The 25170-nt window shown below is 53.6% G+C and carries 21 protein-coding genes and 2 pseudogenes; 6 read left to right on the forward strand and 17 right to left on the reverse strand.

Features of this window, described 5'->3' with window-relative positions; all coding sequences use genetic code 11:
• Positions 1-5: 5 nt before the first annotated feature.
• From EPD59_RS15710 to mraZ, 5 genes and pseudogenes are all read right to left on the reverse strand, one after another.
• Positions 6-1474: pseudogene (locus EPD59_RS15710) on the reverse strand (UDP-N-acetylmuramoyl-L-alanyl-D-glutamate--2,6-diaminopimelate ligase).
• Between the two features lie 40 nt (positions 1475-1514).
• Entirely contained in the window at positions 1515-3854 is a 2340-nt protein-coding gene (locus EPD59_RS15715) for a penicillin-binding protein (RefSeq protein ID WP_133273612.1), read from the reverse strand.
• A 93-nt stretch (positions 3855-3947) separates the two neighbouring features.
• Positions 3948-4589 (reverse strand): FtsL-like putative cell division protein, encoded by a 642-nt coding sequence (locus EPD59_RS21965; RefSeq protein ID WP_205703428.1) that lies wholly within the window; start codon positions 4587-4589, stop codon positions 3948-3950.
• A gap of 6 nt (positions 4590-4595) precedes the next feature.
• Positions 4596-5543 carry a 16S rRNA (cytosine(1402)-N(4))-methyltransferase RsmH gene (gene rsmH, locus EPD59_RS15725; protein ID WP_133273613.1) on the reverse strand — a complete coding sequence of 316 codons (948 nt, stop codon included), beginning with the start codon at positions 5541-5543 and terminating at the stop codon, positions 4596-4598.
• A 31-nt stretch (positions 5544-5574) separates the two neighbouring features.
• Positions 5575-6012, reverse strand: a pseudogene (gene mraZ, locus EPD59_RS15730) (division/cell wall cluster transcriptional repressor MraZ); the annotation flags it as partial.
• A 385-nt stretch (positions 6013-6397) separates the two neighbouring features.
• Between mraZ and EPD59_RS15735 the strand changes: the two are divergent.
• From EPD59_RS15735 to EPD59_RS15755, 5 genes are all read left to right on the forward strand, one after another.
• Positions 6398-6847, forward strand: coding sequence for a hypothetical protein (locus EPD59_RS15735; protein ID WP_133273615.1), 450 nt, complete (start codon positions 6398-6400; stop codon positions 6845-6847).
• A 145-nt stretch (positions 6848-6992) separates the two neighbouring features.
• Positions 6993-7208, forward strand: a complete 216-nt coding sequence (locus tag EPD59_RS15740) for a hypothetical protein (RefSeq protein ID WP_133273616.1) — start codon at positions 6993-6995, stop codon at positions 7206-7208.
• 53 nt (positions 7209-7261) lie between these two features.
• The gene (locus EPD59_RS15745; protein ID WP_133273617.1) at positions 7262-9253 is read left to right on the forward strand and encodes a TonB-dependent receptor plug domain-containing protein; all 1992 of its coding nucleotides are present in this window, start codon (positions 7262-7264) and stop codon (positions 9251-9253) included.
• Positions 9254-9335: 82 nt separating this feature from the next.
• Positions 9336-9728, forward strand: coding sequence for a heavy-metal-associated domain-containing protein (locus EPD59_RS15750; RefSeq protein WP_133273618.1), 393 nt, complete (start codon positions 9336-9338; stop codon positions 9726-9728).
• Positions 9729-10089: 361 nt separating this feature from the next.
• The gene (locus tag EPD59_RS15755) at positions 10090-10827 is read left to right on the forward strand and encodes a LytR/AlgR family response regulator transcription factor (RefSeq protein WP_133273619.1); all 738 of its coding nucleotides are present in this window, start codon (positions 10090-10092) and stop codon (positions 10825-10827) included.
• Here EPD59_RS15755 and EPD59_RS15760 read toward each other — a convergent pair.
• The 3 genes from EPD59_RS15760 to EPD59_RS15770 all read right to left on the reverse strand — a co-directional run bounded on the left by EPD59_RS15760 (position 10808) and on the right by EPD59_RS15770 (position 14901).
• The gene (locus EPD59_RS15760) at positions 10808-12814 is read right to left on the reverse strand and encodes a tetratricopeptide repeat-containing sensor histidine kinase (protein ID WP_165963626.1); all 2007 of its coding nucleotides are present in this window, start codon (positions 12812-12814) and stop codon (positions 10808-10810) included. The genes EPD59_RS15755 and EPD59_RS15760 overlap by 20 nt on opposite strands.
• 389 nt (positions 12815-13203) lie before the next feature.
• Positions 13204-13956: a fatty acid desaturase gene (locus EPD59_RS15765; RefSeq protein ID WP_133273621.1), complete on the reverse strand. Its 753-nt coding sequence runs from the start codon at positions 13954-13956 to the stop codon at positions 13204-13206.
• Positions 13957-14052: 96 nt separating this feature from the next.
• On the reverse strand, positions 14053-14901 hold the full coding sequence (locus EPD59_RS15770) for a 4-hydroxy-3-methylbut-2-enyl diphosphate reductase (RefSeq protein ID WP_133273622.1): 849 nt from the start codon (positions 14899-14901) through the stop codon (positions 14053-14055).
• A gap of 269 nt (positions 14902-15170) precedes the next feature.
• On the opposite strand from EPD59_RS15770, the gene EPD59_RS15775 reads away from it, so the two are divergent.
• The gene (locus EPD59_RS15775; RefSeq protein WP_133273623.1) at positions 15171-15638 is read left to right on the forward strand and encodes a DUF2141 domain-containing protein; all 468 of its coding nucleotides are present in this window, start codon (positions 15171-15173) and stop codon (positions 15636-15638) included.
• 9 nt (positions 15639-15647) lie between these two features.
• On the opposite strand, the gene EPD59_RS15780 is transcribed toward EPD59_RS15775, so the two are convergent.
• The 9 genes from EPD59_RS15780 to EPD59_RS15820 form a co-directional block, all read right to left on the reverse strand.
• Complete coding sequence (locus EPD59_RS15780) at positions 15648-16118, reverse strand: hypothetical protein (RefSeq protein WP_133273624.1); 471 nt, start codon at positions 16116-16118, stop codon at positions 15648-15650.
• A gap of 80 nt (positions 16119-16198) precedes the next feature.
• Positions 16199-17041 carry a phytoene/squalene synthase family protein gene (locus tag EPD59_RS15785; protein WP_133273625.1) on the reverse strand — a complete coding sequence of 281 codons (843 nt, stop codon included), beginning with the start codon at positions 17039-17041 and terminating at the stop codon, positions 16199-16201.
• Between the two features lie 76 nt (positions 17042-17117).
• Positions 17118-18596: a phytoene desaturase family protein gene (locus tag EPD59_RS15790; protein WP_133273626.1), complete on the reverse strand. Its 1479-nt coding sequence runs from the start codon at positions 18594-18596 to the stop codon at positions 17118-17120.
• 243 nt (positions 18597-18839) lie between these two features.
• The gene (locus EPD59_RS15795) at positions 18840-19355 is read right to left on the reverse strand and encodes a sigma-70 family RNA polymerase sigma factor (RefSeq protein ID WP_084444619.1); all 516 of its coding nucleotides are present in this window, start codon (positions 19353-19355) and stop codon (positions 18840-18842) included.
• Between the two features lie 339 nt (positions 19356-19694).
• Positions 19695-20582, reverse strand: a complete 888-nt coding sequence (locus EPD59_RS15800; protein WP_133273627.1) for a MerR family transcriptional regulator — start codon at positions 20580-20582, stop codon at positions 19695-19697.
• A gap of 22 nt (positions 20583-20604) precedes the next feature.
• The gene (locus tag EPD59_RS15805; protein WP_133273628.1) at positions 20605-21072 is read right to left on the reverse strand and encodes a sterol desaturase family protein; all 468 of its coding nucleotides are present in this window, start codon (positions 21070-21072) and stop codon (positions 20605-20607) included.
• A gap of 83 nt (positions 21073-21155) precedes the next feature.
• Positions 21156-21989, reverse strand: a complete 834-nt coding sequence (locus EPD59_RS15810; RefSeq protein WP_133273629.1) for an enoyl-CoA hydratase/isomerase family protein — start codon at positions 21987-21989, stop codon at positions 21156-21158.
• A 149-nt stretch (positions 21990-22138) separates the two neighbouring features.
• The gene (locus tag EPD59_RS15815) at positions 22139-24379 is read right to left on the reverse strand and encodes a ComEC/Rec2 family competence protein (protein ID WP_133273630.1); all 2241 of its coding nucleotides are present in this window, start codon (positions 24377-24379) and stop codon (positions 22139-22141) included.
• 187 nt (positions 24380-24566) lie between these two features.
• Positions 24567-25094, reverse strand: a complete 528-nt coding sequence (locus tag EPD59_RS15820) for a GNAT family N-acetyltransferase (RefSeq protein ID WP_317128383.1) — start codon at positions 25092-25094, stop codon at positions 24567-24569.
• Positions 25095-25170: the final 76 nt, after the last annotated feature.

The raw sequence follows: 25170 nt of genomic DNA on the forward strand, positions 1-25170 counted from the left end.
ATGGGTCATTTATTCAGCAAATCGAACATCTCTTGCAAGACCTGCTTATCGTCAAATGCCCCCGCACGCCTTGTATCTCCTGGTATGTCTCGTGGCCCTTGCCAGCTACCAGCACGATGTCGCCGGGCTGCGCTAAGGCAACGGCCGTTTTGATAGCCTCACGCCGGTCGGGAATGGTCAGGACTTTGCCTAAATCCTGCGCTTGTACGCCAGCTTGCATTTGGGTTAGGATAGCATTCGGATCCTCGAAGCGCGGATTATCAGAGGTGAGTACCACGCGATTGGAGCCTTTAGCAGCCAAGTTGGCCATTACGGGGCGCTTGGCCGCATCGCGGTTGCCGCCGCAGCCCACCACCGTAATTACCTGCTGACTGGGCTGGCGAATCTGGGCAATGGTCGAAAGCACATTTTCCAGCGCATCGGGCGTATGGGCGTAGTCTACAATGCCAGTCACGCGGGTCCGCTCTGCTACAATAGGCTCAAAACGGCCCGGCGCCGATGTCAGACCCGACAGTACAGTAAGTACTTCTATGGGGTCTTCACCAAGTAGCACCGCTGCGCCATACACGGCCAACAGGTTGTAGGCATTAAATACCCCAATCAATCGAAACTGCACTTCCCGCCCATCTATTTCCAGATGCAGGCCGTGCACCGCGTTTTCCAGCAGCTTCGCCCGAAACGTAGCCAGGCTACGCAACGAGTAGGTTTCGCGGCGGGCGGTGGTATTCTGGAGCATCACTGGGCCGCGCTTATCATCGGCATTGGTTAGCGCAAAGGCATCCTTACCCAACTGATCAAAGAAGCCTTTTTTGGCCTTTAGATATTCATCGAAAGTGCCGTGGTAATCGAGGTGGTCGTGGGTAAGATTGGTAAAAATGCCCCCCACAAAACGCAACGCCGTCGTGCGGTGCTGCACAACTGCATGGGAGCTAACCTCCATAAATACATAAGTGCAGCCCGCCCGCAGCATCCGGGCTAGCAGCTCATTTAGTCGAATAGCATCGGGAGTAGTGTGGGTAGCGGGAATTACTTCCTCGTCAATCTGATTCTGAACCGTGGAAAGCAAGCCCACATGGTAACCTAACTCCCGGAACAGCTTATGCAGCAGCGTAGCGCAGGTGGTCTTACCATTGGTGCCCGTCACGCCTACGAGTTGGAGCTTGCGTGAAGGATGTCCGTAGTAAGCGGCGGCCATGTGCGCCATAGCCTCGGCGCTATTAGGCACCTGCACGTAGGTAGTGGCCGAGTCGAGACTGGGGGGCAAATTTTCGCACACCACGACCGCCGTACCTTGAGCTACGGCTTTATCAATGAACTGGTGACCGTCGGTTTGGGCGCCGCGCAGGGCAAAAAACACCATGCTCGGCCCGGCCTGCCGCGAGTCTAGCGTGAGGCCCTGCACGACTATATCGGTAGGGCCATGCTGCGCCTGCACCGTTACGGTGGCTAGCAAATGGGCCAGTGGGTGCGCTATGGGAGTTGAATTGGTCAAGGTATTCGGGGTGCTGTTTGTGCTAGTGAAGGCTGCTGATTAATACCTTCTTCTTATCCTTACTGACTTCCGGCTTTTTGGCTTCTACTGGCTCCGATTCTTCATCTCGAAGCTTCTTTTTCAGTTGCTCTTGACGCAGCAGTAGCTTAGCTCGTGCTTTGGCTGGGTCCGGATCGGCGGGAGTGAGCAGTTTGTTTTCAACCAGTTTGGTAGGGGCCGGCGGAGGCTGCGGCTTCGTGCCCGCCATCGCACCGATGGGCTGCAACTCCAAAGTCACCAGGGTGCCGCGCCGCAAGGGCGTGCCTGCCGCCACCGACTGCCGATTTACGCGGCCGTTGCCCAAGGCTCGCACGCGCAGCCCGCGGTTTTCAAGCAAAAACAGCGCGTCGCGCAGAGTCATACCGCTTACATCAGGCACTTGTCCGCGACGCACAGGCTGGACTTGCCACGCCAACGAGCGCGTATTCGTATCGGCTCGCACCCATTCTTCACCCGCCGCTTGCGACTGTTGATTTACTCCCAGCTTTTCGCACACCAGCGTTAGCTCGTCCTGTAAACCCGCTTTCACTACAGGCACCTGGGTTTTATTTAGCGGCACCCGCGCTAGTAAGGGGCGCTGGCTGGCAATGTCGCGGGCCATCGCTTTGTCGGCCACCTCGCGGAAAACCGGCGCGGCTACGTCGGAACCATAGATACGGCCCCGTTTCGGCGAATCGACCACCACGATGCAGCTATACTTAGGCTTGTCGGCGGGGAAATAGCCGCAGAAACTGGTGGAGTATGTGCGGGTGTACTGGCCATTCTTGAACTTCCAGGCAGTGCCCGTTTTGCCCGCAATGCTAAAGTCGTTCGATTTGATGGCTTTGGCCGTGCCTTGCAGCACCACGCCTTCCAGCATCGCACGCACCTTGCGCAGTGTTTCCTCCGAGCAGATTTTGGGGTTCAGAATTTTGGGCTCAAATTCCTCAATCACCTTATCAGCCTGCCGAATTTCCTTCACAATAATGGGCTGCACCTTCACCCCATCGTTAGCAATGGCATTATAGAAAGCCAGCGTTTGCAGGGGGGCTAATTTCAACTCGTACCCAATGCTCATGGTGGTAAGCGACGTGCGGCTCCAACTCCGATCAGTAGGGTCTTTCACGTAAGGCCGCGCTTCCCCATGCATCTGGAAGCCCAGTGGCTTATCGAGCCCAAACCGCTTGAGGTAATCGGTGTACTTATCGGGCTTTTGCTGAAAATGGTCATGGACCAGCTTTGCCACCCCAATGTTAGACGATTGCTCTACTACCTTTTGCACCGAAATCTTGCCGTTGGCGTGGGAGTCGGTTTTCACGGCGCCTCCTATATACATGCGACCGTTGCCGGTATCCACCATATCGGTTAACTCCAAATCGGGATTATCCTCAAATAAGGCCATCATCGACGCCAACTTGAAGGTAGAACCCGGCTCGGTGCGTCCTTGGTCGGCAATGGCGTAGTTATAGTCTTCGCGGTACACGCCATCGGCCGCTTTGCCCAGGTTGGCCACAGCTTTGATTTCCCCCGACTGCACTTCCATCAGAATCACGCAGCCGTATTGCGCATCATTATCCACCAACGACTTGTAGAGGGCGTTTTCAGCCACATCCTGCAAGTTGATATCGATAGTTGTCTTGATGTCGTAGCCGGGCAGGGGCTTTATTTCGGTGCCATCATAAATGGGCTTATTACCTCCCGGTAGACGCTCAAATAGGGCCTCACCGTCTTTACCGGCGAGCTGGCTGTTGTAAGTAAACTCTAGGCCTGCACCGTTTTTATCTTCATTCAGAAAGCCCACGGTACGCTGTGCCAAGCCACCGAAGGGCCGGAAGCGCTTATCAACCTTCTCGAAGATGACGCCGCCCTTATTCTTGCCTGCCCGAAAAATGGGCCACTGGGCCAGCTTCTTCTTGTCTTGATAATTGATTTGCCGCGAATTCAATCGCAAGTAGCGCACGGTCTCCTTCGAGTTTTTGGCGTTCATCAGCTTACGCTTGTACTCTTTGGCCGAACGGTCGCCGAAAAACTGCGACAAGAGCAAAGCCAGCGAGTCTACGTTGCTACGAAATAGTTGCTTATCGACCACGCTTGGGTCCCAGGCGACGCGGTAGAAAGGCAACGACGTGGCCATAATGCTGCCGTTGTCCGATAGAATAGTGCCGCGCGTAGCAAATACCGGCTGATACACTACCCGACGCTCCTGCTCTAGCGCCCGCCACCGGTCGCCTTCCTTAAACTGGATTCGGGACACCTTCCACACGATAGCCGCTGAGAATAGGCAGACGCCCAAAAACGCCAGCCGTACGCGGGTAACGATGGATTTTTTAACGTTGCCTTTCAAAGTATTCCGTGTGTATTGCGTTTAATTAAGTACTTGGGGGCTTTTTTACCCTAGCCACATCATAATCCAGGCTAGTGCCCGAAGCTGTTGTTCCTACTCTTCGACTTCGGTTACTACTTCACCCTCTGCCAGCGCCACTGAATCAGCGACGACAGCAGCCAACGAATCACGCACGGCCCGCGCTGCTAACGAATCGGCCGTGATGATGGGGAGTTTATCTAGTTCCGCCTCGTCGAGACGACCAGCGGGCACGGTGATGCGGAACGGCGGCGAGGAGCTTTCCACCAAGCCGTAGGCGGCCACCTTACGAGCTACTTCGCTCTGTTTACTGGCCTCCATATAGTCAGATTTCAGGGTGGTATAGTCGGCCCGCAAATCCTCTGTTTCCAACTTCAGCTTCTGAATGTTGCGGTTCATGCGGTAGCCGTAGTGCGTATTACCGATGTAGAGCAAGGTCAGAAACATGATAAACAGCACGTGCGGCAGATAACGCACTGGCAGACCTTCCCGAAACAGGCCATCCATGCGCGTGATGCGCTCCAGCAACGTAAATACGCTCCAGGAACTACGCGGCCGGGTAGGGCGCGGGGCGCGGGGCGCCTCTTCCTCCACCGGTTCTGGCTCTGGTTCATGCACCGGAAGTGGCTCGGGCTCCGGTGCCGGGGGGGCAATTACCGGCCGGGGCACGTTGGCGCGGGGCGTCGCCACAGGTGGTTTGATCGTATTTATAGCCATAACAACTCAACTCTTAGCTTTTTCCTGACTCCGCTCCGCGATGCGCAGCTTAGCACTGCGGGCGCGGCTATTCTCGGCTACCTCTTCCGCCGATGCTTCCACCGGACGGCGCGTAAGCACGGTGAAGGGCGTATGTTGGTGGCCATAAAAATCCTTCTCGACATCGCCGAAGAATTTGCCCTTCGCCATAAAATTCTTCACTAGCCTATCTTCTAACGAATGGTAGGACATGACCACCAGCCGCCCACCGGGCCGCAGCACCTGCGCCGTTTGCACCAGCATTTCCTGCAAAGCCGTCAGCTCATCGTTTACCTCGATGCGCAGGGCCTGAAAGACTTGGGCCAAATACTTGTTCTCCTTGCCACGGGGTGTGCAGGGGGCAATTGCTTTTTTCAGCTCACTGATGGTCCGCACGCCTTGTCCGCGCCGGGCCGTCACAAGGGTATTGGCTAACGTGCGGGCGTTGGTCACCTCGCCATACATCCCGAAGATGCGGTGTAATTCCGCTTCCGAATACTCAGCAACCACCTCGGCAGCCGTGCGGTCGGCCTCAGGATCCATGCGCATATCCAAAGGACCATCAAAACGCGTACTGAAGCCGCGCTCAGCGGTATCAAATTGGTGCGATGACACGCCTAGGTCGGCCAGAATTCCATCGACGGGCAAGGCACCGTGGGCAGCCAATTCCTGCTGCAAGTCGCGGAAGTTGGCGCGGATGAACATAAAGTTTGGGCCAGCCAGAGCAGCGGCTTCGTGCTCGGCATCGGCGTCCTGATCGAAGCTGTAGAGGTGGCCGGTAGTGAGTTTTTCCAAAATGGGCCTGGAGTGCCCACCGCCTCCAAACGTGACATCAACGTAGCGGCCATCGGGCTTGATATCTAGCGCTTGCAGGCACTCGGCCAGCATTACGGGGCGGTGGTACACCGAGTCGTTGGTGGGCTGCGCGGTACTCATGCGGCCAGTTGCCCACCGGGGGCGTTTCGGTGGACAAAAACTTTTGGGCCAGTTTGGAGAAGCTCTGTTGGTCTTTAATCAAGAACTCATCATAGCGCTCCGGATCCCAGATTTCGCAGCGGTTACCCAACCCCACGATAATGGCTTCCTTTTCAATGCCGGCGTAGCGCAGCATCGTGCGCGGCAGCATAAAGCGGCCGATGCTATCAAAATCTACTTCCGTCATGCCGCGGAAGAAGTTGCGCTGAAACTGCCGATACTCCTCGTTAAACTCGTCGAGAGCCATCACCTTATCGTGAATGATGCGCCAGGCAGCACGCGGGTACAGTACCAGGCAGGGCTCAAAGCCGCGTACCAATACTAACTGATTGCCCGACGCCTCCGGCAGATTCCCCTTCACTTTGGCGGGCAGCACCAAGCGCCCTTTCGGGTCAAGCTTGCACTCATATTCGCCAGAGAGAAGATTCATAGGGGTAGATCAGGCCAACAAGCCATGAAAGAGGGAGGTTAGCAAAAGTACAGATTGCCCATGAAAAGGCAACCACTATTTACCATTTTCTACCACATCCTAAAAAGCCGTTTTTAAGTTACTGGGGGCTTTTTTACAATCTAAAATCGGTTTTTATGAAAAGAGTGGTAAACCGTGGTAGAGGTTTTGCCAAAATGTCAGGCTCTGTTTTGGAGCGACTCGCAAGCATATCCGCCGCAGCGGATTGCTTCCCTCATGCTCACTCTTCAAATCCTTTATCTACTTCTGCATCAAGCATTGCAGCGTGCAGACGCGCATTCAGGCTCCCTCTATCCTGCACCTTTTCTAGCGCATTTTGCAAGCTTCATATCGTATCTTTGCACTCGTGAAGCGCCCACTTACACATCGGATTTTTAGCGGTCTGCTGGCCCTGCTCATCCTCGCCGCATCGGTGGGGCTCACGGTGCAGCGGCGTACTTGCCACATTAGCGGGAGGAGCACGGCTAACTTCACCTTCAGTGCAGCCCTTGATGCGTGCCAGCCGAACAACGAAGCGCTCCATTGTAGCGCCTCCGCTACCTCGCAGTGGCGGCAAGCCTGCTGCGACCTTGCCACCGATTTACACAAGCTAAACGCACCCGCTCCCGCTACGCTGGGGGGCAAATTTTTGGCTGGTCCAGCTATTAATACGTGGGCCACTTCTTCCGTTTGGCCACCTGTTCCGGCGGCGCTTCTGCTGGCGCAAGCAGCTTACCGCTGGTATGCTAGCGACGCCTCGCCTCCACCCCGAGCAGGCCGCTTGTTGCTCGCTTTTGGCTGCATTTTGGTAGTATAAAGTCTCTCCTATTCTCTGGCCTAGCTGAACTGTATCGGCTTAGGCATGCGGATCATTTAGCTCCGCCATTGCTTTAGGAAATACTTCTACCTCTTTCTGTCATGAATTTCTTTTCAGGGCGCAACTTACTGGCGCTGGGGGCTTTTTGCTACTCTTCAGCCAACCAGCGGCCGCCCAAACTCCGGCCAGCTTGCTCATACGTGGGCAGGTGACCGACGCCCCTGCCGCGGCTCCATTGCCCGGCGCTGTAGTACGCTGGCTCGAAGAGCCTGCGGGTGCTACCACCACCGATGCGGGGGCATTTTTAGCATCCTGCGACCCGCCCGTGGTGACTCTAACCGTCTTATTATTCAAGCCTTAGGCTACCGGCCCGACACGGTTATTGTAGGAGCCACGGAGCAACTCTTTGTGCGGATGGCCCTGCGCCGCTCTGCCGAGCTAGGCGAGGTGCGCGTAGAAGAACGAGCGCCTTCTTACTCTGGCATTACTCCTACCAATACGCAGGTCATTACCAGCCGCGACCTAACTAAGTCGGCCTGCTGCAACTTGGCGGAGAGCTTCGAAACCAACGCCGCGGTTGAAGTTTCGACCACTGATGCAGTATCGGGGGCCAAGCAGATTCAGCTATTAGGCCTGGATGGGGCTTATTCTCTGCTTACGGTAGATAATCTGCCGGCTCTGCGTGGCCTAGCTACGCCGTACCGACTAAGCTATCTGGCTGGCCCCTGGATCGAGAGTATCGACATTATCAAGGGCATGGGCTCGGTGGTGAACGGCTACGAAAGCATGGCCGGCCAGGTGAATGTGCGCCTGCAAGATCCCGCCAAAACCGACCGTTTGCTCTTCAATGCGTACGTCAACGACCTCGGCAAATTCGATCTTAATCTCAACCTCTCGGCCCCCGTCAATAAGAAACTCAGCACGGCTCTCCTCCTCCACTCCGATCACCTCGGCCGCCGCGTCGACCGCAACAAGGACAACTTTCTGGATTTGCCTTTGGCCACTCAATTCAACGTGTTCAATAAGTGGAAATACCAATCGGGCAACGGCATTGTGAGCGAATTGGGGCTTGGTGCTCTGCGCGAAACCCGCCAGGGCGGGCAGGTAGGGTTCCGGGAAGAAGCGGGTAACCCTTACTACGGCACCTCTCTCCAGACGGACCGCTACACAGGCTTTTCCAAAACCTCTTACACCTGGCCCGGCCGGCCCTATCAGAGCCTAGGCCTGCTGCTAACCGCCACCGATCACGCTTTTGATTCACAGTATGGGCGCCGCACCTACGATGGTCGCCAGCGTACGGGCTTGGCTACTCTGCTTTTCCAAAGCGTACTGGGCAATACTGCCCACACCTACCGCGTGGGGCTGAGTTATCTGCACGATAATTATCGGGAAGTATTATTGCAACCTGATTACGCCTCTGCGCCCTCTGAAACGGCCGCCCAGCGCTACCAGCGCGAAAATCGGAGTCGCCAGGAACGGGTGCCGGGTGCCTTCGCCGAATACACGTATCAGAATGCTCGTAACCTAACTGTGGTAGGTGGCCTGCGCCTCGACCGTCATAACCTGTACGGCTGGTTCCTGACGCCCCGCCTCAATATTAAGTACGACGCCACCAAGAATACTGTGCTGCGCTTAGCCGGTGGCTCCGGTTTCCGCACCGCCAATCCCATTGCTGAAAATACGGGTATGCTGGTTAGTTCCCGCGACTTTGTGGTGTCGAATAACCTGCGGCCGGAGCAAGCCTGGAATGTGGGGGGCAGTTTTACCCAATACTTTACGCTACTGGGCAAGCCCGCTACCTTCATAGCCGACTATTACCACACTGAGTTTCAGAACCAAGTAGTAGCCGATGCTTATTACTCGCCCTATCAGCTGAATATCAGCAATCTGCTGCCCGGTGGCCGCTCCTACTCGCGCAGCTTTCAGGCGGAGGTGCAGGTAACGCCAGTGAAGGGTTTGGAGGCTAAAGCGGCCTATAAATATCTGGATGTGCGCACCGACTATACGGGTCAGCTATTGGCCAAGCCACTCACGTCTTCCCATCGCATTTTCGCTAATATCGGTTACGCCACTGCCTTCGATAAGTGGCGCGCCGACCTGACGATGCAGGGTTTCGGCAAGCGCCCCTTGGCTATGAGCCCAGGCGTGGAAGGACAGCATAGCGGGCACGTGCCAGGCGAGCCGCTGCCCATGGCGCCCCGCTTTGCCTTGTTCAATACTCAGGTTACCCGCGCCTTCAAGCACTGGGAAGCCTACGTTGGCGTTGAGAACTTAACGAACTATCGCCAGCGCAACCCCATTATGGGAGCCAATGACCCATTTGGGCCGAATTTTGACGCAGCTATGGTTTGGGGACCAGTTTATGGTCGACTCACTTACGTTGGTTTTCGCTTCCGGCTGGAGTAGTTAACCATCGACCTGCTGATAGAGATAATAAAAGCCCCCAGCAGCGTAAAACCTTATTATTTACTTCAAAAACAACCTTCGCATGAAAAGCCTTAAGTCCATCCTCTTCACCTTCCTGTTAGTAGCCTTAGCGCCGCTGGCCCACGCCCAAACGAAGGCACCTGCCAAGGTAAAAGCTGACGCTACGGCTCAGATTGCCCTTAAAACATCCGCCGTGTGCGACATGTGTAAAACCCGGCTCGAGAAGGCACTAGCCTACGAGAAAGGGGTTCAGGCAGCTAACCTCGATGTACCTACTCAGATGCTCACGGTTACCTACCGCCCTGATAAGACCAACCCTGCCACCCTGCGCACGGCTGTACAGCGCACCGGCTACGATGCCGACGCCCAGCCCGCCGACACACGCGCCTATGATAAGCTGCCTGAGTGCTGCAAAAAAACCAACGCTGTTCATAGCGACGGGGCAAAGCACTAGCCTTATGCAAGCAACTAAAAAGCCCGGACCATTTCTGGTCCGGGCTTTTTAGTTGAGCTAAACTTTAGAATTACTTCATAGACTTTTTAAGATCTGAGCCTAACATATAACCTATCATAGACAAAAGCTAAAAATGTATGCTCCGGGAACGTTGCAACTTTTCCGGCAATACTTACAAACTGAGAATCCGTCTAAATAAAGTTTATCATTTTTTTATTAAGCATTTAATAGATCAAGAAGGGGCAAGAGTAGATCAGCAGGCACTTTTTCTGGTTGAGTACTGAAAGATGTATACCAATGGTATTCCTAACTATCTAAATCTTATTATATTCACAGCCTACTAATTATCAAATTTCCATTTATGAAGATCAGTTGTCTGCTTCTCGACGATGACCCGCTGGTGCTGGAGTTGTTGCAGGCGTATATAGCCATGACGGATATACTGGAAGTGAAGGCCGTGTTTACCGATCCGTTGGAGGCCCACAGCTACCTTACCAGCCACGATGTGCAGGTGCTGTTCTCTGATGTTACGATGCCTCACCTCAGTGGCCTCGATCTGGTACGAGCCCTACGTCAGCCGCCGCTGGTAGTCCTGATGACTTCCTTTCCGCAGTACGCTATGGAAGCCTTTAACCTCGACGTCATCGACTTCTTGTTAAAGCCTATTTCCCTCGATCGTTTTTTGCGCTCTGTCAGCAAAGCAGTAAGCTTAATTCGCAATTCTTCGTCGAGCGAAGCTGAGATATACGACCAGATTCTGCGCCCGGGCTCCTTTTTCATCCGCACAGATTCCCAGTTTGTACGCCTACATTACCGCGACGTGCTGTATATGGAGGCCCTCAAGGACTTCACTAAGATTAATACCGCCGACGGACGCACTCATTTAACACTGGTTAACCTCAAAAATTTGGAAGAACAATTACCCACTGGCATGTTCGTGCGCACCCATCGCTCTTATCTAGTCAATGCCAACCATATTGAGTCGGTAAGCACCCATGAAGTGCGCGTTGGTAGCCACTGCCTACCTGTAGGGCAAACGTACCGGGAACGCCTGACGGAGGGTGTTATCGGCCGCTCACTTATCCGGCGGCAACATTAGGGTTCCGACTAATTCCGAGAATCTGAGTTGAGGCGGGCAAAGTGAACCGGAAGATACTGCCCTGCCCTACCTCACTCTCAAAGCTAAGTTTGCCGCCGTTGCGCTCCACAAAGTCTTTGCAGAGCAGCAGGCCCAGACCAGTACCTTTCTCACGGGCCGTGCCGAGCGTAGTATGAGGTCCGCCCTGCCCAAAGATTTTCTCCCGATCGGTAGTGGAAATACCCATCCCTGAGTCGGTGACCGTAATTTCCCACATAGTGCCCAAGGGCTGCGCTGCTACGGTTACGGTACCAGCAGCAGGTGTAAACTTAATGGCATTCGCCACCAGATTGCGCAGCACCAACCGAATCATATTCAGGTCGGCGTGCACTACACAGGGTTCCTCGACGTGGTTTAGCAAGTAAATTCCTTTTCGTTCGGCATCACTGAGCAGCAGCGACAGGGTTTCCTCCACAGCCTCATCGAGGTATACGGGCTCAGGCCGAGTTGCTTCGCCCCCCATCTGTGCCGCTGACCAATTCAGCAGGTTGTCGAGCAGGCTCAGAGTAGTATCCAACATTCGGCTAAGCCGTTCGGAGTGTACTGCAAGCCGCTCAGGAGGCAATGCGCCCATATTGAGTAGGGAAAGCATTGAATACAAAGACCCCAGCGGGCTGCGCAAATCATGCGAAATCACCGAGAACAACGTGTTTTTGGTTCGGTTTAGCTGTCCTAATTCATCACGTTGAGCCTGGATATCTACGTTCTGCTGCTGCAGCAAACTATTGAGGCGGCGATGGCGGCGGCGACTACGATATAATACCCCAGCCAGCACGATCAGCACGGCTGTTCCGGTCAAGAGCACATCACGCAACAGTTGCTGACGGCGCAGCTGGCTGGCCTGAATTTGCCGGTCTTTAGTCAGCAACTGAATTTCGCGCTCCTTCTTTTCAGTTTCATAGCGCGTCTGCAATTCAGCCACCTGCGCTGAACGTTGCTCGGCAAATACACTATCCTGCAACTCAGCATAATGACGCAAAGCGTCCAGACTCAATGAATACTGGTTGTCGCGCTGGTACAGATTTGACAGCGACTGATAAATGCTACTCACCCGGCTAAGCGCGCCTGCCTGCCGGGCCAAGGGCAAAGCTTGCTTTAGGTAAGCGCTGGCCCGCTCATGATTGCCAATTGAATCGTGGGCAGTGGCCAAGCAGTGCAGCAGGTCGGCGGTATAGCCTGGAGCCGTGGTAGGGGGCAAATTGGTAAGCGCCTGGGTATAAAATCCCATTGCCACTTCCTGGTTGTTCATGGCCTGATATACCTGTCCAATGCTGGCAAGCGTTTGGCCGGTGCAGGCACTATCCTGATACTCTAATGCCTTGCGGTAAGCACGTTGCAGATGATAAAGGGCGCGGCTGTAGTGGCGCTGTTGGCGGTGTACATGGGCCATATTGTTCATAGCTACCACCGTCTGGTACTCGTTTCCAGCCTTTTGCCAAGCTACTAGCGCCTGCTCGTGGTTTTTCAGGGCTTGGGGCCATTTAGCCTCGCTAGTATATAAATGCCCTAGCAATTCATGCCCATGAGCCACACCAGCTAGGTTCTGAAGCACAGTAAACGATTTCAAAGCAAGCAGATATGTTTCGCGGGCCTTGCCGGTATCGCCTTGGCTAAACTGGGCACTACCTAACGCATACCGAACGGTGGCGGCTTTATCCGAATTACGCGTCCGTACATAGTAGCGTAGCGCGGCGGCGAAGTGTGGCTCCGCCTCATCATAGCGGTGCAAGCCTTCCAGAGCACGTCCTAGTTGCAATTGCGCAACAGCAGTCTGGGGGGCATTTTTAACTTTCGTAGCAGCTTCTAAAGCAATTTTGGCCTGCTTCAGAACGTGAAGTGGATCGGCTACAGTAACCGGGTGACTGGCTTGCTGATGCTGTTGGGCAAAGGTAAGAGGTGTCGGATTTGACGCATACACTGTAGTGCCCAAGCCGGCACCAATCAACAAGACGAGAATGACCCTACTTGCGCAGTTAATTGAGAGTTCTAATAGTAGGTTTGCTTCCCACCTTGTCCACAGTGAACCCGCCATACTCAGACAAGCCTGCGCTTGTTGAGCCCGGCGGGCACAAGTAGTGATTAAAGCCCTAAAAACGGTGGTAACTATCAAAACGTCAACCTGAAACACTATATTGTGACAAGTTGGTATTTTTTTAGTTATGAAAAAATATTAAGATATATCTATCTACTATAAAAGAACGATTCAACCTAAACAGGGCCTATTTTGGGCCATCATTGAGTAAAATTATTTTATTTTTAAATGTAATTATTCTTATTAAACTATTCTAAATACGAACTAAATGAATGCTCAACACTGAGCTTGGTGTAGATAAAATACTAACGAGCAGCAGTCTCTTTCGCCTGCCACAGCCGCCACCAAGGCAAATAGGGCTGGTCGTGGTGCTCGTAGTGATAGCCGAAGAAATAACAGCTCATGAACGCCCACAAATGATGGCGAAACTGACTGCGAGATTTATGCAAGTTGTGCTCGGCGTGCTCGCCGCGGTGGGGCAGATACGTACCAAAAAAGAACAGCTGCACCGTAGCCAGAATAGCCGGCACCATCCAGAAGGCAATGACATTCGCCTGCGGGAAAGATAGCTTCAACACATTGTAGGTTGCCGCCATCAGTACAATCTGCCACCATGTAACGTAATTCCAGGCAAAGCGCGCCAGCCAGGGCAAAAAACCTGGGTGATGACCATCGTGAAAATCGGGGTCATCATGGGTGCCCACATGGCGGTGATGCTGGTGATGCTTCGGCAGCATCCGAGGAAACCAGTTGAAAGCAAATAACAATGCAGCCACAGTGCCCAAGCCATTATTCAGGCGTTTATCAGCGCTTACCACGCCATGCATTGCGTCGTGGGCGGTGATAAATAGGCCCGTATACAAATGTGTTTGGAGTAACAGCAGTAGGTACGGCCACGGCGTACGCCAATTAGGCTCGTAAAACGCCAGTAGAAACGTTAATAAAGCCCCCCAACTCAGCATAATCACCCCAGCAACTAGCACACCCTTATTGCCAACTGGCGCAGGTTTGAGGCGCGTAGTAGCAGCGGAAGGATGAGCGGTTGCTGTTGTATGCATCAGGTGTCACTAACGTTGTATGAAGTATGGCCGCGCTTACCAACGCGAAGCATCTTAAAGAGCAAATACTGCTTTATAATTCCGTTGTTGTAAGGCTCAGAGCGCCAACAGAGCGTCGCGTACATCTTCCATGAGCCACATGGGCGTACTGGTAGCCCCACAAATACCAACTGATTGGCCTGGCTCAAACCAACTGGCACAAATTTCTTCCACTTTCGAAATAAAGTGGGTTTGAGGGTTGGTATCCTTGCAGACTTGATAGAGCACTTTGCCGTTACTGCTCTTCGTGCCCGACACAAATACAATTTGGTCGAACTGGGCAGCAAACTTACGAAGGTCTTTATCCCGGTTGCTCACCTGCCGACAGATGGTATCGTTGGCATTGATGGCGTAACCTCGCTCTTCCAGTTCACCCTTAATGCGGTAAAAGCTGTCGGTGCTTTTCGTGGTTTGGCTGTAGAGTGTGATGTTGGGGGGCAATTCGTGGCCCAACAACTCGTCTAGGTTCTCGAAAACGACGGCGTTGCCGCTGGTCTGGCCCAGTAAGCCGCGCACTTCAGCGTGACCGTGCTTGCCGTAAATGAATATTTTTTCCTGCTTATCGTAGCTGGTTTTGATGCGATTTTGCAGCTTCAGCACCACCGGGCACGAAGCGTCAATCAAGGTCAGATTATTTTCTAAGCCTGTTTGGTAAGTACTGGGTGGCTCGCCGTGGGCCCGAATCAGTACTTTCTCATCGCGCAATTGCGCCAGGGTATCGTAGTCAATAATGCGCAGTCCACGCTCTTCCAGGCGCTCTACTTCCTCGTCATTGTGCACAATGTCGCCTAGGCAGTATAAGTAGCCCTGTTCTTCCAGGATATCTTCGGCCATTTGGATGGCATAGATAACACCGAAGCAAAAGCCAGAGTTAGGGTCGATACGGACGCTCAGATGGTGCGGCATAAATCGGTAACCATGAAAATGGCCGGAAGGTTATCGGCCGAAAGGTGCCCTGCTGATATGGTAAGCAATAAGTTAGGCTTGTAGTTCAGCTTACGATGCCTAGAAGCTGATTATCTGTCTTCTACAAGTTCTTAAATCCAATGTTTTCTTCAAAAGGAAAATAACAAGATTAAGCAGTCATGCGCGTTAGAAGGCGGCGGGTGATGTAGCTTTGAGCGCTGATTCAGCTGAACCCTCGCCATCCCACGACCCTTCCCTCCTACTGCCTCTTGGTTCGCTCCTTGTTTTCCCTCACCCTGCTACAAGTAATAGCCTTCGTTTCGGCGGCCTCAGCGCTCTGTTGCACCGGTACTACCGATTCCGATATGTCTGCCAGCCACGCCATTAGCGGCAGCGTTACTAACCTGCGGAATGCTCGCGGCACCTGCTACGTATCGCTTTACAACCGCAAAGAAGGGTTTCCGGGCAAGAAGTCGATAGCGACTCAAAAAGTGCAGTTAACGGCAAAGGAGTGCGTTTTCATCTTTGAGAAGCTGCCTAAAGGCGACTACGCCATAGCGGCCTACCACGACGAGAACAACAACGGCCGTCTCGACACCAATTTCATCGGTATTCCTACTGAGGGCTTCGCGTTCTCCAATAATCCGAGTGCTACGATGGGCCCGCCGTCTTTTGCCGAAGCAAAAGTAGTGGTGCATAGCAGCCGCGTGAAGGTGCAGCTAACGATGAAATATTAGACTCCGGTACTAAGCCGTCAGTTGTTCTAGCTCCTGAGCCTGTTCCGCACTCACGTGGCCGCGGCCTATTAGAAAGTTACGCACCGTATTGAAGGCCTCCGCATCAAGACCCGACTGCGGATGCTGCCGCAACGCATCCAGCAGATAATGTCTATCTTCCTCTACATGAGGGCTCAAACCTAAAAAAGCCGGAATGTTGCTTTCTACGCTGAAGCGCAAAAACCGCACTTCGCTATTATTCGAGTCGGCAGCGGCGGCTTGCTCAAATATGCGGGCGGCGGCCTGCGCGTATGTAAGCTTGTTGAACATCGAAGCGTCGCGAGCCCTGATGGCCTCGGAGGCCGCTTTGTAAGCCAGCGGTAAGGCGTCGTTGCCCTGGTAGTTATTCATGAGCTTATAAAACTTTTCGCCGGCGGCTTTATCGGCAGCGGCTTGCTCATAGTGGCTGCGTAGGGTAGCGAGGTCGTAAGAAGAATCCATGGAAGGTGGGTGGAATGCTGGGTTGTGGTTTAGGATTGTCTGAAAAAGCCCCCAACAGTTGGCTGGGGGCTTTTTTAAGATTATATGGCGCGAAGCCGGTAGCGGAAATACGAGCCGACCAGCAACAATAATTTCGTGTTGTCGGGTACGCGCACGCGGCCGCCGAGGATTTGCGTGGCGGGCAACTGGCGGATTTTGTGAAAAAGCTTCAGGTAATACACATATGCGAGGTATACGCCCAAGCGCGCCGCCCGTGGCAACTGCACAATACCCGCGTAGCCAGCCTCGAAATCAGTACGAATGTCGGCCTCAATGTCGCGCTTCACAGTATCGTTGAAATGCTCGTAGCTCACACCGGGAAAATATACCCGACCCCGCTCTTCGTAGTCAGAGCGAATATCCCGCAGGAAATTGATTTTCTGGAAAGCAGATCCCAACCGACGCGCTGGCTCACGCAAGCGGTCAAACATAGCGGTATCGCCCTCGCAGAAGATGCGCAGACACATCAGTCCGACTACTTCCGCCGAACCGTAGATATAGTCGCTATAAAGCGACTGGTTGTAGTTGCGGTCCTCCAAGTCCATTTCCATGCTCCGCAGGAATGCCTCAATAAACTCCCGATCAATGCCGTAGCGGTGCACCATCAGCTGAAATGCGTGTAGCACCGGGCTCAGGCTGAAGCGCGTATCGAGCGCCTCGTAGGTCTGGCGCCGGAAATCGGCAAATAGAGCCGCTTTGTCGTGGTCGTGGAAAGTATCCACAATTTCGTCGGCCCAGCGCACGAAGCCATACACGGCATACACCGGCAAGTGAAACCGTGGGTCGAGCGTACGAATGCCCAACGTAAACGACGTGCTGTAGCGCTTCGTAATCAGCTTACTACACGCCAAGCTGGTTTGATCAAAAAGAGCTACGTGGTCCAAGGCTATGGAAAGGCGAAGAGGTGAAAAGGATTAATTACCTCCCATAAGTGGACTGGGGGGCAATTTGTTCGAGCAGTTAGTCGATTGAGAATTCTTTAAATATTTCCCCGGCCACTACCTGCCCAGATATCAGGGAGGGCGGCACGCCGGGGCCAGGCACCGTAAGCTGCCCCGTAAAATACAGATTACTTACCTTTTTACTTTTCAGCGTGGGCTTGAGAATGGCGGTTTGCTTGAGTGTATTAGCCAAACCATACGCATTGCCTTTGTAGCTATGGTAATCGGCCACGAAGTCGCTATGCGCATAGCTGCGCTTATAGATCACCGCATCGCGGATGCTCTGGCCGGTCAGTCGCTCCAAGCGATCCATAATCAGGTAATAATACCGCTCGCGGGTTTCCTCTGGGTCGGCTAAGTCTGGGGCAACGGGCACTAGCAGGAACAAGTTTTCGCAGCCGTCAGGCGCTACCGTGGGGTCGGTTTGAGAAGGCAAGGAGGCGTAAAACAATGGTTTGGTGGGCCACTGCGGCTGCTCATAGATCTCCTGGGCGTGGCGGCCAAAGTCCTCATCAAAGAAGAGGTTGTGATGACGTAAGTTTTTCAGCCGCTTATTCACTCCCAGATAAAACAGCAACGACGAAGGCGCCATTGTGCGAGAATCCCAATACTTTTCGTCGTAGTGCCGGTGCTGGGGGGCTAATAATTGTTGCTCGGCGTGATGGTAATCGGCGCCAGCTACTACAATATCAGCGGCACGAAAGCCAGCCGCAGTTTGCACGCCCGTCGCACGGCCGTTTTCTACGCGTATCTCCTGCACTTCTTGGTTGTATTCCAGCTTCACACCTTGCTGCTGGGCTACTTGCACCATGCCTTCCACTATCTTGTGCATGCCGCCCCGCGGGTACCACGTGCCCAGCGCTAGGTCGGCGTAGTTCATCAGTGAGTACAGCGCGGGCGTATTTTCGGGAGTAGCACCCAGAAACAGAACCGGAAACTCCATGAGCTTAATGAGCTTCTCGTGCTTGAAAAAGCGGCGCACGTGCCGGCTCATACTCTGCAACACATCCAGCCGCACGGCATCGACAAGCAGGCGTGGGTCGGCAAACTCCAGTAACGAGCGGCCGGGCATGTGTACAAATTTGTTTATGCCAACCTCATACTTATAAGCAGCCTGTCGCAAAAACTCATCGAGTTGTACCGCGCTACCGGGCTCCAGTTGCTCAAACATGGCCCGAATGGCGGGCATAGCTGCCGGAATATCCAGAAAGTCGTTATCGCCAAAAATGACGGCGTACGAAGGATCAAGGCGCACCAAGTCATAGAAATCAGCTACCCGGTGCCCAAAACGAGCGAAGTATTGCTCAAACACATCGGGCATCCAATACCAGCTGGGGCCCATATCGAAAGTGAAGCCTTCGGCCCGAAACACGCGTGCCCGTCCACCTGGGCCTTCGTTTTTCTCCAGCACTGTGACTTGGTAGCCGCGCTGCGCTAGGGATGTAGCTGCCGACAGTCCCGCGAAGCCTGCCCCAATAACTAAAACTTGTTTACTCACAAATCACAAATTAGGCTGATCGAATGGGTGTGCATAATCGCTTTGCAAAGCAGGTCAGCGCTGCTTCCTTATCATACCGTCGAGCTGGGTATAGGTTTACCATACTGCTACCTAACTCCTCAAATTCAGGGGTAATCTGCGAAATATGCGATAAAAAAAGCGGGCCGCAGACACGCCACCTTTCGGTTTTGTACTCTGCGGCCCGCTGTACGCCCGGGCGGCGGTATTATCTCTCCCTATACTCTACACACCGGGGGCGTATACTTTCAATGCCTGCTTGAGCTCTTTGCGGGCAATGTGAATACGGTTTTTAACGGTACCAATCGGAATCTGTAGTTTCTCGGCAATCTCCAGGTACTTGTAGCCGATATAGTACATCATAAATGGAGTACGATAATCGGCCGAGAGCGTGGCAATTGCCTCGTTGATGTCGGTTACTACGAAGTCGCTCGAAGCACCATTGTGGGTAATGTAATTCTCGTCGGTATTGAAGTATTGGAAATACTCCGTGCTGTCAATATTGCTATTGCGCTTGGTGATCTTGTTATAGTTGTTAATGAAGGTGTTGCGCATGATGGTGTACAACCATGCCTTCAAATTGGTCCCAGCCTTGAACTTGTCCTTGTTCAACAACGCTTTGAGTAAAGTTTCCTGTACTAGGTCCTTTGCATCGTCAGCATCGCGGGTCAGGTTCATCGCCACGGGCTTCAGCGAATAGGAAATCTTTTGTACTTGATTGGTGAATTCCAGAGAGGTCATACTGTTTAGCTTTTCGTGGCAAAAAGTTAAACAAATATACGAGAAGATTTTAAAGTCGGATAGTTTTGAGGTAACTATTTTCTTGGGTCTTCAATACTTGCTTACGCTATGACAATGTACGAAGGAGCTGATAATCAGGTAGTATTACCGGATGCAAAATCGCTCTTCGCCCGAATTTGGCTGTTAAACCGGGCACTTTGCCAGACCAACCCCTATTTTCTCACGTTGGAGTTCTGCAACAGAATAGAGCGAGAAATAAGCTGCTTGTAGCTCGCAGTTTTCTGTTTTTCAGCAAATATTTTTTACTAAAACGCACGTGTTCAAGACGTACGGTCCTGCTTAATGGCGTCGCTCGTCGGCGAGGGCCAAAAAGTCGGTCATCAGACGGAGGCGGGCAGCTCTGGGGGGCAATTGTATTTCCTGATGCTGGGCCTGGCTTCCATACAGAAACAATTCGCTTTCGGGGCAAAGTCGCGCCAACTCGTTCACGTACGCCTGCACATGGTCGCGCTCAGGTCGCGCGGTCATCACGCAGCAAACAGCGTGGGGTTTATATGTACTATAAACTAACTCTAGATCATTGAGCGGCATATTCTGCCCCAAGTACAGTACATGGTGGCCCCGGGAGCGCAGCGCATGATTCATAAATAGGAGCGCTAACTCATGCAGTTCACCCTCGGGTAGAAACAGCACCCAGCGCCGCGTAGTAGCCGGTGCGACCAGCGGTAAGTTGTCGGTAGCAACCAGCATTTTCTGCCGCAGCAGATTAGTAACTAAGTGTTCCTGCGCCGGATTGACACTCCCCGCCTGCCACAAAAGGCCGATACGCTGCAGAAACGGGTACACTACGTACATGATGGCCGTCTCGAAGCCTAGCTGACGAATGGTGGCGGTTAGCACTTTTGCCAACTGTTGCTCATTCATTTCGAGCATGGCGGCCAATAGCGCATTCACTTGGCGCGCATAATCATGCGGGTCGTCAGAGCCGGCCAACACGGCCTGCCCCAATTCCTCCTCGCTAAGCCGGGCAACCTGCGAAATACGATGGCCCCGGCTACATAGGGTAGCTACGTTGAGCAGGCGACGCAAATCGGCGTCGCAATACGTCCGGATGTTGGTAGCTGTTCGTTCGGGACGCAGCACATTGTAACGCTGTTCCCACATGCGGATGGTGGGCGCCTTAATACCTGAAAGATTTTCCAGGTCACTGATTGAGAACTGTCCCACGGCTATAATTAATAATCAGAGGTTAATTATTAATTTTTTTGCGGCGGGCCAATGCAAAATACTTTGGTGATACCCATAACATCCCAAACTCCTCGGAGCCGTCGCGGGCGCTGGTTTTGTGATGCATCTTATGGGCCATATTGAGGGCACGCAGATATTTGCTGCGCGATTTGCGCCAAAACCGCAGACGACCATGAATCAGGACATCGTGCACGAAAAAATAAACGGTACCGTAGGCCGCTATACCTACTCCTACCCAAAAGGGCCAATCCTTCGTTTCCGAACTGTACATTATAAATCCCATTGACAGGGAGCCGTAAAACAGAAAGAAGAAGTCGTTGCGCTCAAAGCGGTGCGGATGGCGCACATGGTGCGAACGATGCAAAAACCATAGTGCGCCATGAAGCACGTACTTGTGCATAAACCAAGCAACGAATTCCATTCCCAGAAAGGTGGCCGTCGTTACGGCAGCGGCTGCCAGTAGTGTCATAGGGGGTTAACCGAGGAGGAAGAGGGATGTTTAAAAGGTGCGTCTGAACTCTAACTGATGAGTTTAGAAATAATACAGCCCCCTCAACTTCTCACATTAGCATCTGCATCTTCCCAGGTTATTTTCTCCTTACTCAAAAAGGCAGCAATACCCCGGCGGCAGTCGTTGGAGCCGCGAGCCTCGGCATTCATCTGCGCAGCATAGCGCAAACTATCCTCCAGGGGCATTTCAGGGATGCGGGCCAGCATCTCCTTCGTCATTTCCATACTCTGCCTTGAGTTTTCGACACAAAGTCGGCGCGCAAACGTGCGCACCTTGTCGGCCAACTCTTCTTTGGGAGCCAGAAAATTGATCAGGCCAAAATCAACCGCCGCCTGGGCCGAAATAACGTCGCCGGTGAGCAGCAGATGCTTGGTACGGGCCTCGCCGATTTTACGAAGCAAGAACACGCTCACAATGGCGGGCAGGAACCCTATTTTGACCTCAGTATAGCCAAACTTGGCTTCGGGCACCGCAAATGCAAAGTCGCAGATGCTGGCCAGGCCGCAGCCACCGGCTAAGGCATGTCCCTGCACCTGAGCAACAACGACCTTTTTCAGGGTATAAATCTGATGGAAAAGCTGCATTAGGTGCGTGGAGTCCGACAGGTTATCGGTATAGCTGAACCCCTGAAGATCCTGAATATATGCTAGGTCGGCGCCGGCACAGAACGCGTCACCGGTGGCACGCAGCACCACCACTTTGCAGGTCTCGTCGTCTTCGGCGTATTCAAAGGCCAGCTTCAGCTCCGATACCATATCAGAGTTGAGGGCATTGCGCTTTTCAGGGCGGTTGAGCGTGATATATCCTATGGCTTCCTGGCACTCATAACGAATGTAGCGCAGGGCTTGCAGGTCCTCGGTTGGTGTGTTTTCCATGGTCGTTGGGATTAGCATTGTACGGGCAGCGCCGAGGAACGGAGAAAAGCCCCCCAGGCGCCAATGAGCCGGCGCGGTAATCAAACCTAACAAAAATGGTGCGGTAAAAGAAGCGAAACAGGGTGAGGCCGCCGCTGGTTTTTCGAATTTTACTGCCTCGGCTGCTGTCGAAAAGCTCCCTGCGCAGTTACATCATGCGTGCGGAAACCTGCCTCGCGCAGCACCGAATCCTGGCGGGCCACATACCAGCTCCGGCACGAAGAATCGAAGACGATGGGGGGCTTTTTTCCGAATACAGCCGCCAGCTCGTCCGGCCGCATGCGGGCATTTTGGCGCAGGACTACTACGTCTACCGGCCAGGGTTGGCGAGCGGAGCTAAGATGTCCTGTCACGAAAGCCAGCCGCAGGCCACGCCATACTACTAGCACTAGGCCATCATCGGCCTGCAAAGTAGCCGGCACGTTCGCTGCCTGCCAGCCCCGATGATAGCTTACACGACGCGCACCTCGTTGAATAGCGCCAGGCATAATTCGGTAGGTTCGCTCGGTTTCCGAAAGCGGTAGCGAATCGACGGTTACAATGTCAGCGGACGCTCCTTGCCAGAAGCCACACACCGAGCGACGCGGAATGCTGTAGATTATCAGCTCCTCATCCGTACTTATGCGGTGTGCTGCCCACACGCGGCTACCAGCAAACACACCCAGCAACGCGCAGGCCAAGCTCAGCCAAGCAAGGCGTTTGACGGCCAAAAACAGGAGCACCAAAATAATAACTGCAAACAATAGCCAGGTTTGGGGCGCCGTTAATTGAACGCCGCTAATAAGGGCATGCGGCATCTGACGCCCAATCCAGAAGATATATTCGTTGAAAGCCCAGATGATATTTTCTAGCAGAACTGCGACCACACGCGGCACTACATCAAGCCCCGAAGCAAAAGCCGGCACCAGTGCGCTAACACCATGTGTAATGCCAGTAATAGCCAGCAACCCCAGGCCCACATACAGCGCCCCCGACGACAGCGGCACGGCCACCAGATTGGACAGCAGGAAGCTGAGCGGAAACTGGTGGAAATAATACAGCCCCAAAGGAAACGTCGCTACCTGCGCCGCTAAGGTCAGGGCGGTTGCCTGCCATATCCAGTCGGCTGCCCAGCCGCTAGTTTGCCACAACCGGCGAACTAAGTAAGGCTGCCAGGGGCGCTGCCGGCGGGCGGCCCACTCCTGAAAGTCTATCCAGCCAGCAATGCGCGGCTGTAGATATACAATGCTGAGCACGGCCAAAAAGGAGAGTTGAAAGCCAACATCAGCCAGCAAGTAAGGATCGTAGCAGAGCAGTACAAAAGCGGCCACCGCCAACGTATTATACATCGTGCTTTGTCGCTCTGAAACTCGCGCTACTATGATGAAGCTAAACATCACAGCCGCCCGCAGCACCGAGGCCGAGCATCCCGTGATAAACGCGTAGCTCCAGATAACCAGCAGCCCCACGCCTGCCGACCAATACCGAAACCCAGGAGTGCCCCCAAACAACCGGCGTAACGCCCAGGTAATCAATCCAAACAGCAAGCCCACCTGCAAGCCCGACACGGCCATAATGTGCGTAGTACCGGTGTTGGCGTAGGCCTGCTTGGTTTCCGAGTCAATATCATCCTTTAGGCCCAAGACCAGCGCCGAGGCCAGCGCATATTCGCGCTTGGCCGTGATATAGCGCCTAAATACACCATCGAGTACCTGCGCCACCCGCAAACTAACAGCGCGCAGATAGCTGGGGGGCAAAAAGTCGATTTGACGGTATTGGTCGGGATGGATAAACTGCTGATGATAGATTTGATGGTAACCCAGATAGCGCCGATAATCGAACTCGCCGGGATTGAGGGGTGCTTTGGCGGGCGCGGGCTGCCCTCGCACCAACCACACTTCCCCGTAGCGCGGCGCAGCTACGCCTTCTTCGCGCGGTACCGAAACACGAATGCCGCCTATCGCCGTTTGCCAGCGCCCCGTTACGCGTACCGCCGACAGGCGCAATGTAGTAGCGTACGTAGCGGGCCGCACCACGGGGTTCTCATCAACTACTGCCCGAAAAAATTCTACGGGGCCATGCAGCTGACTTAAATGGCTGGCCCTCCGCGACTCCGTAGCCAGCTGAGCGCTAGTAAGCCCCGCCAGAAACACGACAGCCAACGACAGCATACCCACCGCATCGTTTGCTCCGGCTGAACCACGTCGTGCAGCCAACCATTGCCCAATAACGATTAGAAAAAAGCCCCCCAGAAGCCAGGGCAGCAGTTCAGGCAGCGTTTGGCCGACATACAAATAAGTCAGAATGCCCGCCGCTAACGCAACAACCAGCCGCACAAAAGCCAAAGGAGCCCACTTAAGCTGACTCTTCATGACCAGATAATTGAGCAATAATCCACCAAGAAATTTTGATAGCCGCGGCCACTGATAACTGATAAAAATTTAAATTACCCACTGGTATTATCTATAGCATCTGGGGGCTTTTTCAGAAAGCAAAAGTCCTTCCGACTTTACGTGGGAAGGACTTTTCATAAATATATGCTGCCAACGATACGGCGGTCTATGCCGTTGGTGTGCCGCGCCAAATCATCTTATAATGCTCAATATCACATTCCGTAAACTGCTCGCCCACTTTCTCAAACCCGTGGCGCTCATAAAAGGGAATAGCTCGTAATTGAGCGTGCAAATACAGCGTGGCCTCCGGGTAGGCAGCGCGAGCATCTTCCAGCACGCGGTGCAGCAGTGCGGCGCCTACTTGCTGGTTGCGGTAGTCAGCGAGTACGGCGAACCGCTCCAACTTCACGCCTTTCTCAGTGGGACGCCAGCGGGCCGCGCCGCAGGGCGTGCCGTCGGCAGAGCGGGCTAAATAATGAGTAGCGTCGGTGCGGTCGTGCTCGTCATATTCGTCGTTCAGGGGTACGCCTTGCTCGTGTACAAACACGGTTTCGCGAATGGTAAAGGCGTCATCAAGGTCGCGCAGGTCAGTAACTCTTTCGGCGGTAATCACGTGGGTGGCGGTTTTAAGCTGTTTTCGCTGGTGCGAGCAAATGGCAGTTTGGGCACTACTGCTTCGTAAGCGAAGGTACACGGAACAAAAAAAGCTGCCTCCATAAGGAGACAGCTTTTTTCAAAAGCATCCGCGCTAATAGAGCTCAAAAACTATG

Origin of the sequence: Hymenobacter radiodurans (assembly GCF_004355185.1) — a bacterium.
Classification (GTDB): Bacteria; Bacteroidota; Bacteroidia; order Cytophagales; family Hymenobacteraceae; genus Hymenobacter; species Hymenobacter radiodurans.

Coding starts and splice junctions, on each gene's coding strand:
- EPD59_RS15755 (WP_133273619.1), top strand. CDS start 10,090: ATGAAGATCAGTTGTCTGCTTCTCGACGATGACCCGCTGGTGCTGGAG.
- EPD59_RS21965 (WP_205703428.1), bottom strand. CDS start 4,589: ATGGCTATAAATACGATCAAACCACCTGTGGCGACGCCCCGCGCCAAC.
- EPD59_RS15765 (WP_133273621.1), bottom strand. CDS start 13,956: ATGCATACAACAGCAACCGCTCATCCTTCCGCTGCTACTACGCGCCTC.
- EPD59_RS15805 (WP_133273628.1), bottom strand. CDS start 21,072: ATGACACTACTGGCAGCCGCTGCCGTAACGACGGCCACCTTTCTGGGA.
- EPD59_RS15810 (WP_133273629.1), bottom strand. CDS start 21,989: ATGGAAAACACACCAACCGAGGACCTGCAAGCCCTGCGCTACATTCGT.
- EPD59_RS15770 (WP_133273622.1), bottom strand. CDS start 14,901: ATGCCGCACCATCTGAGCGTCCGTATCGACCCTAACTCTGGCTTTTGC.
- EPD59_RS15780 (WP_133273624.1), bottom strand. CDS start 16,118: ATGGATTCTTCTTACGACCTCGCTACCCTACGCAGCCACTATGAGCAA.
- EPD59_RS15795 (WP_084444619.1), bottom strand. CDS start 19,355: ATGACCTCTCTGGAATTCACCAATCAAGTACAAAAGATTTCCTATTCG.
- EPD59_RS15750 (WP_133273618.1), top strand. CDS start 9,336: ATGAAAAGCCTTAAGTCCATCCTCTTCACCTTCCTGTTAGTAGCCTTA.
- EPD59_RS15815 (WP_133273630.1), bottom strand. CDS start 24,379: ATGAAGAGTCAGCTTAAGTGGGCTCCTTTGGCTTTTGTGCGGCTGGTT.
- rsmH (WP_133273613.1), bottom strand. CDS start 5,543: ATGAGTACCGCGCAGCCCACCAACGACTCGGTGTACCACCGCCCCGTA.
- EPD59_RS15745 (WP_133273617.1), top strand. CDS start 7,262: ATGGCCCTGCGCCGCTCTGCCGAGCTAGGCGAGGTGCGCGTAGAAGAA.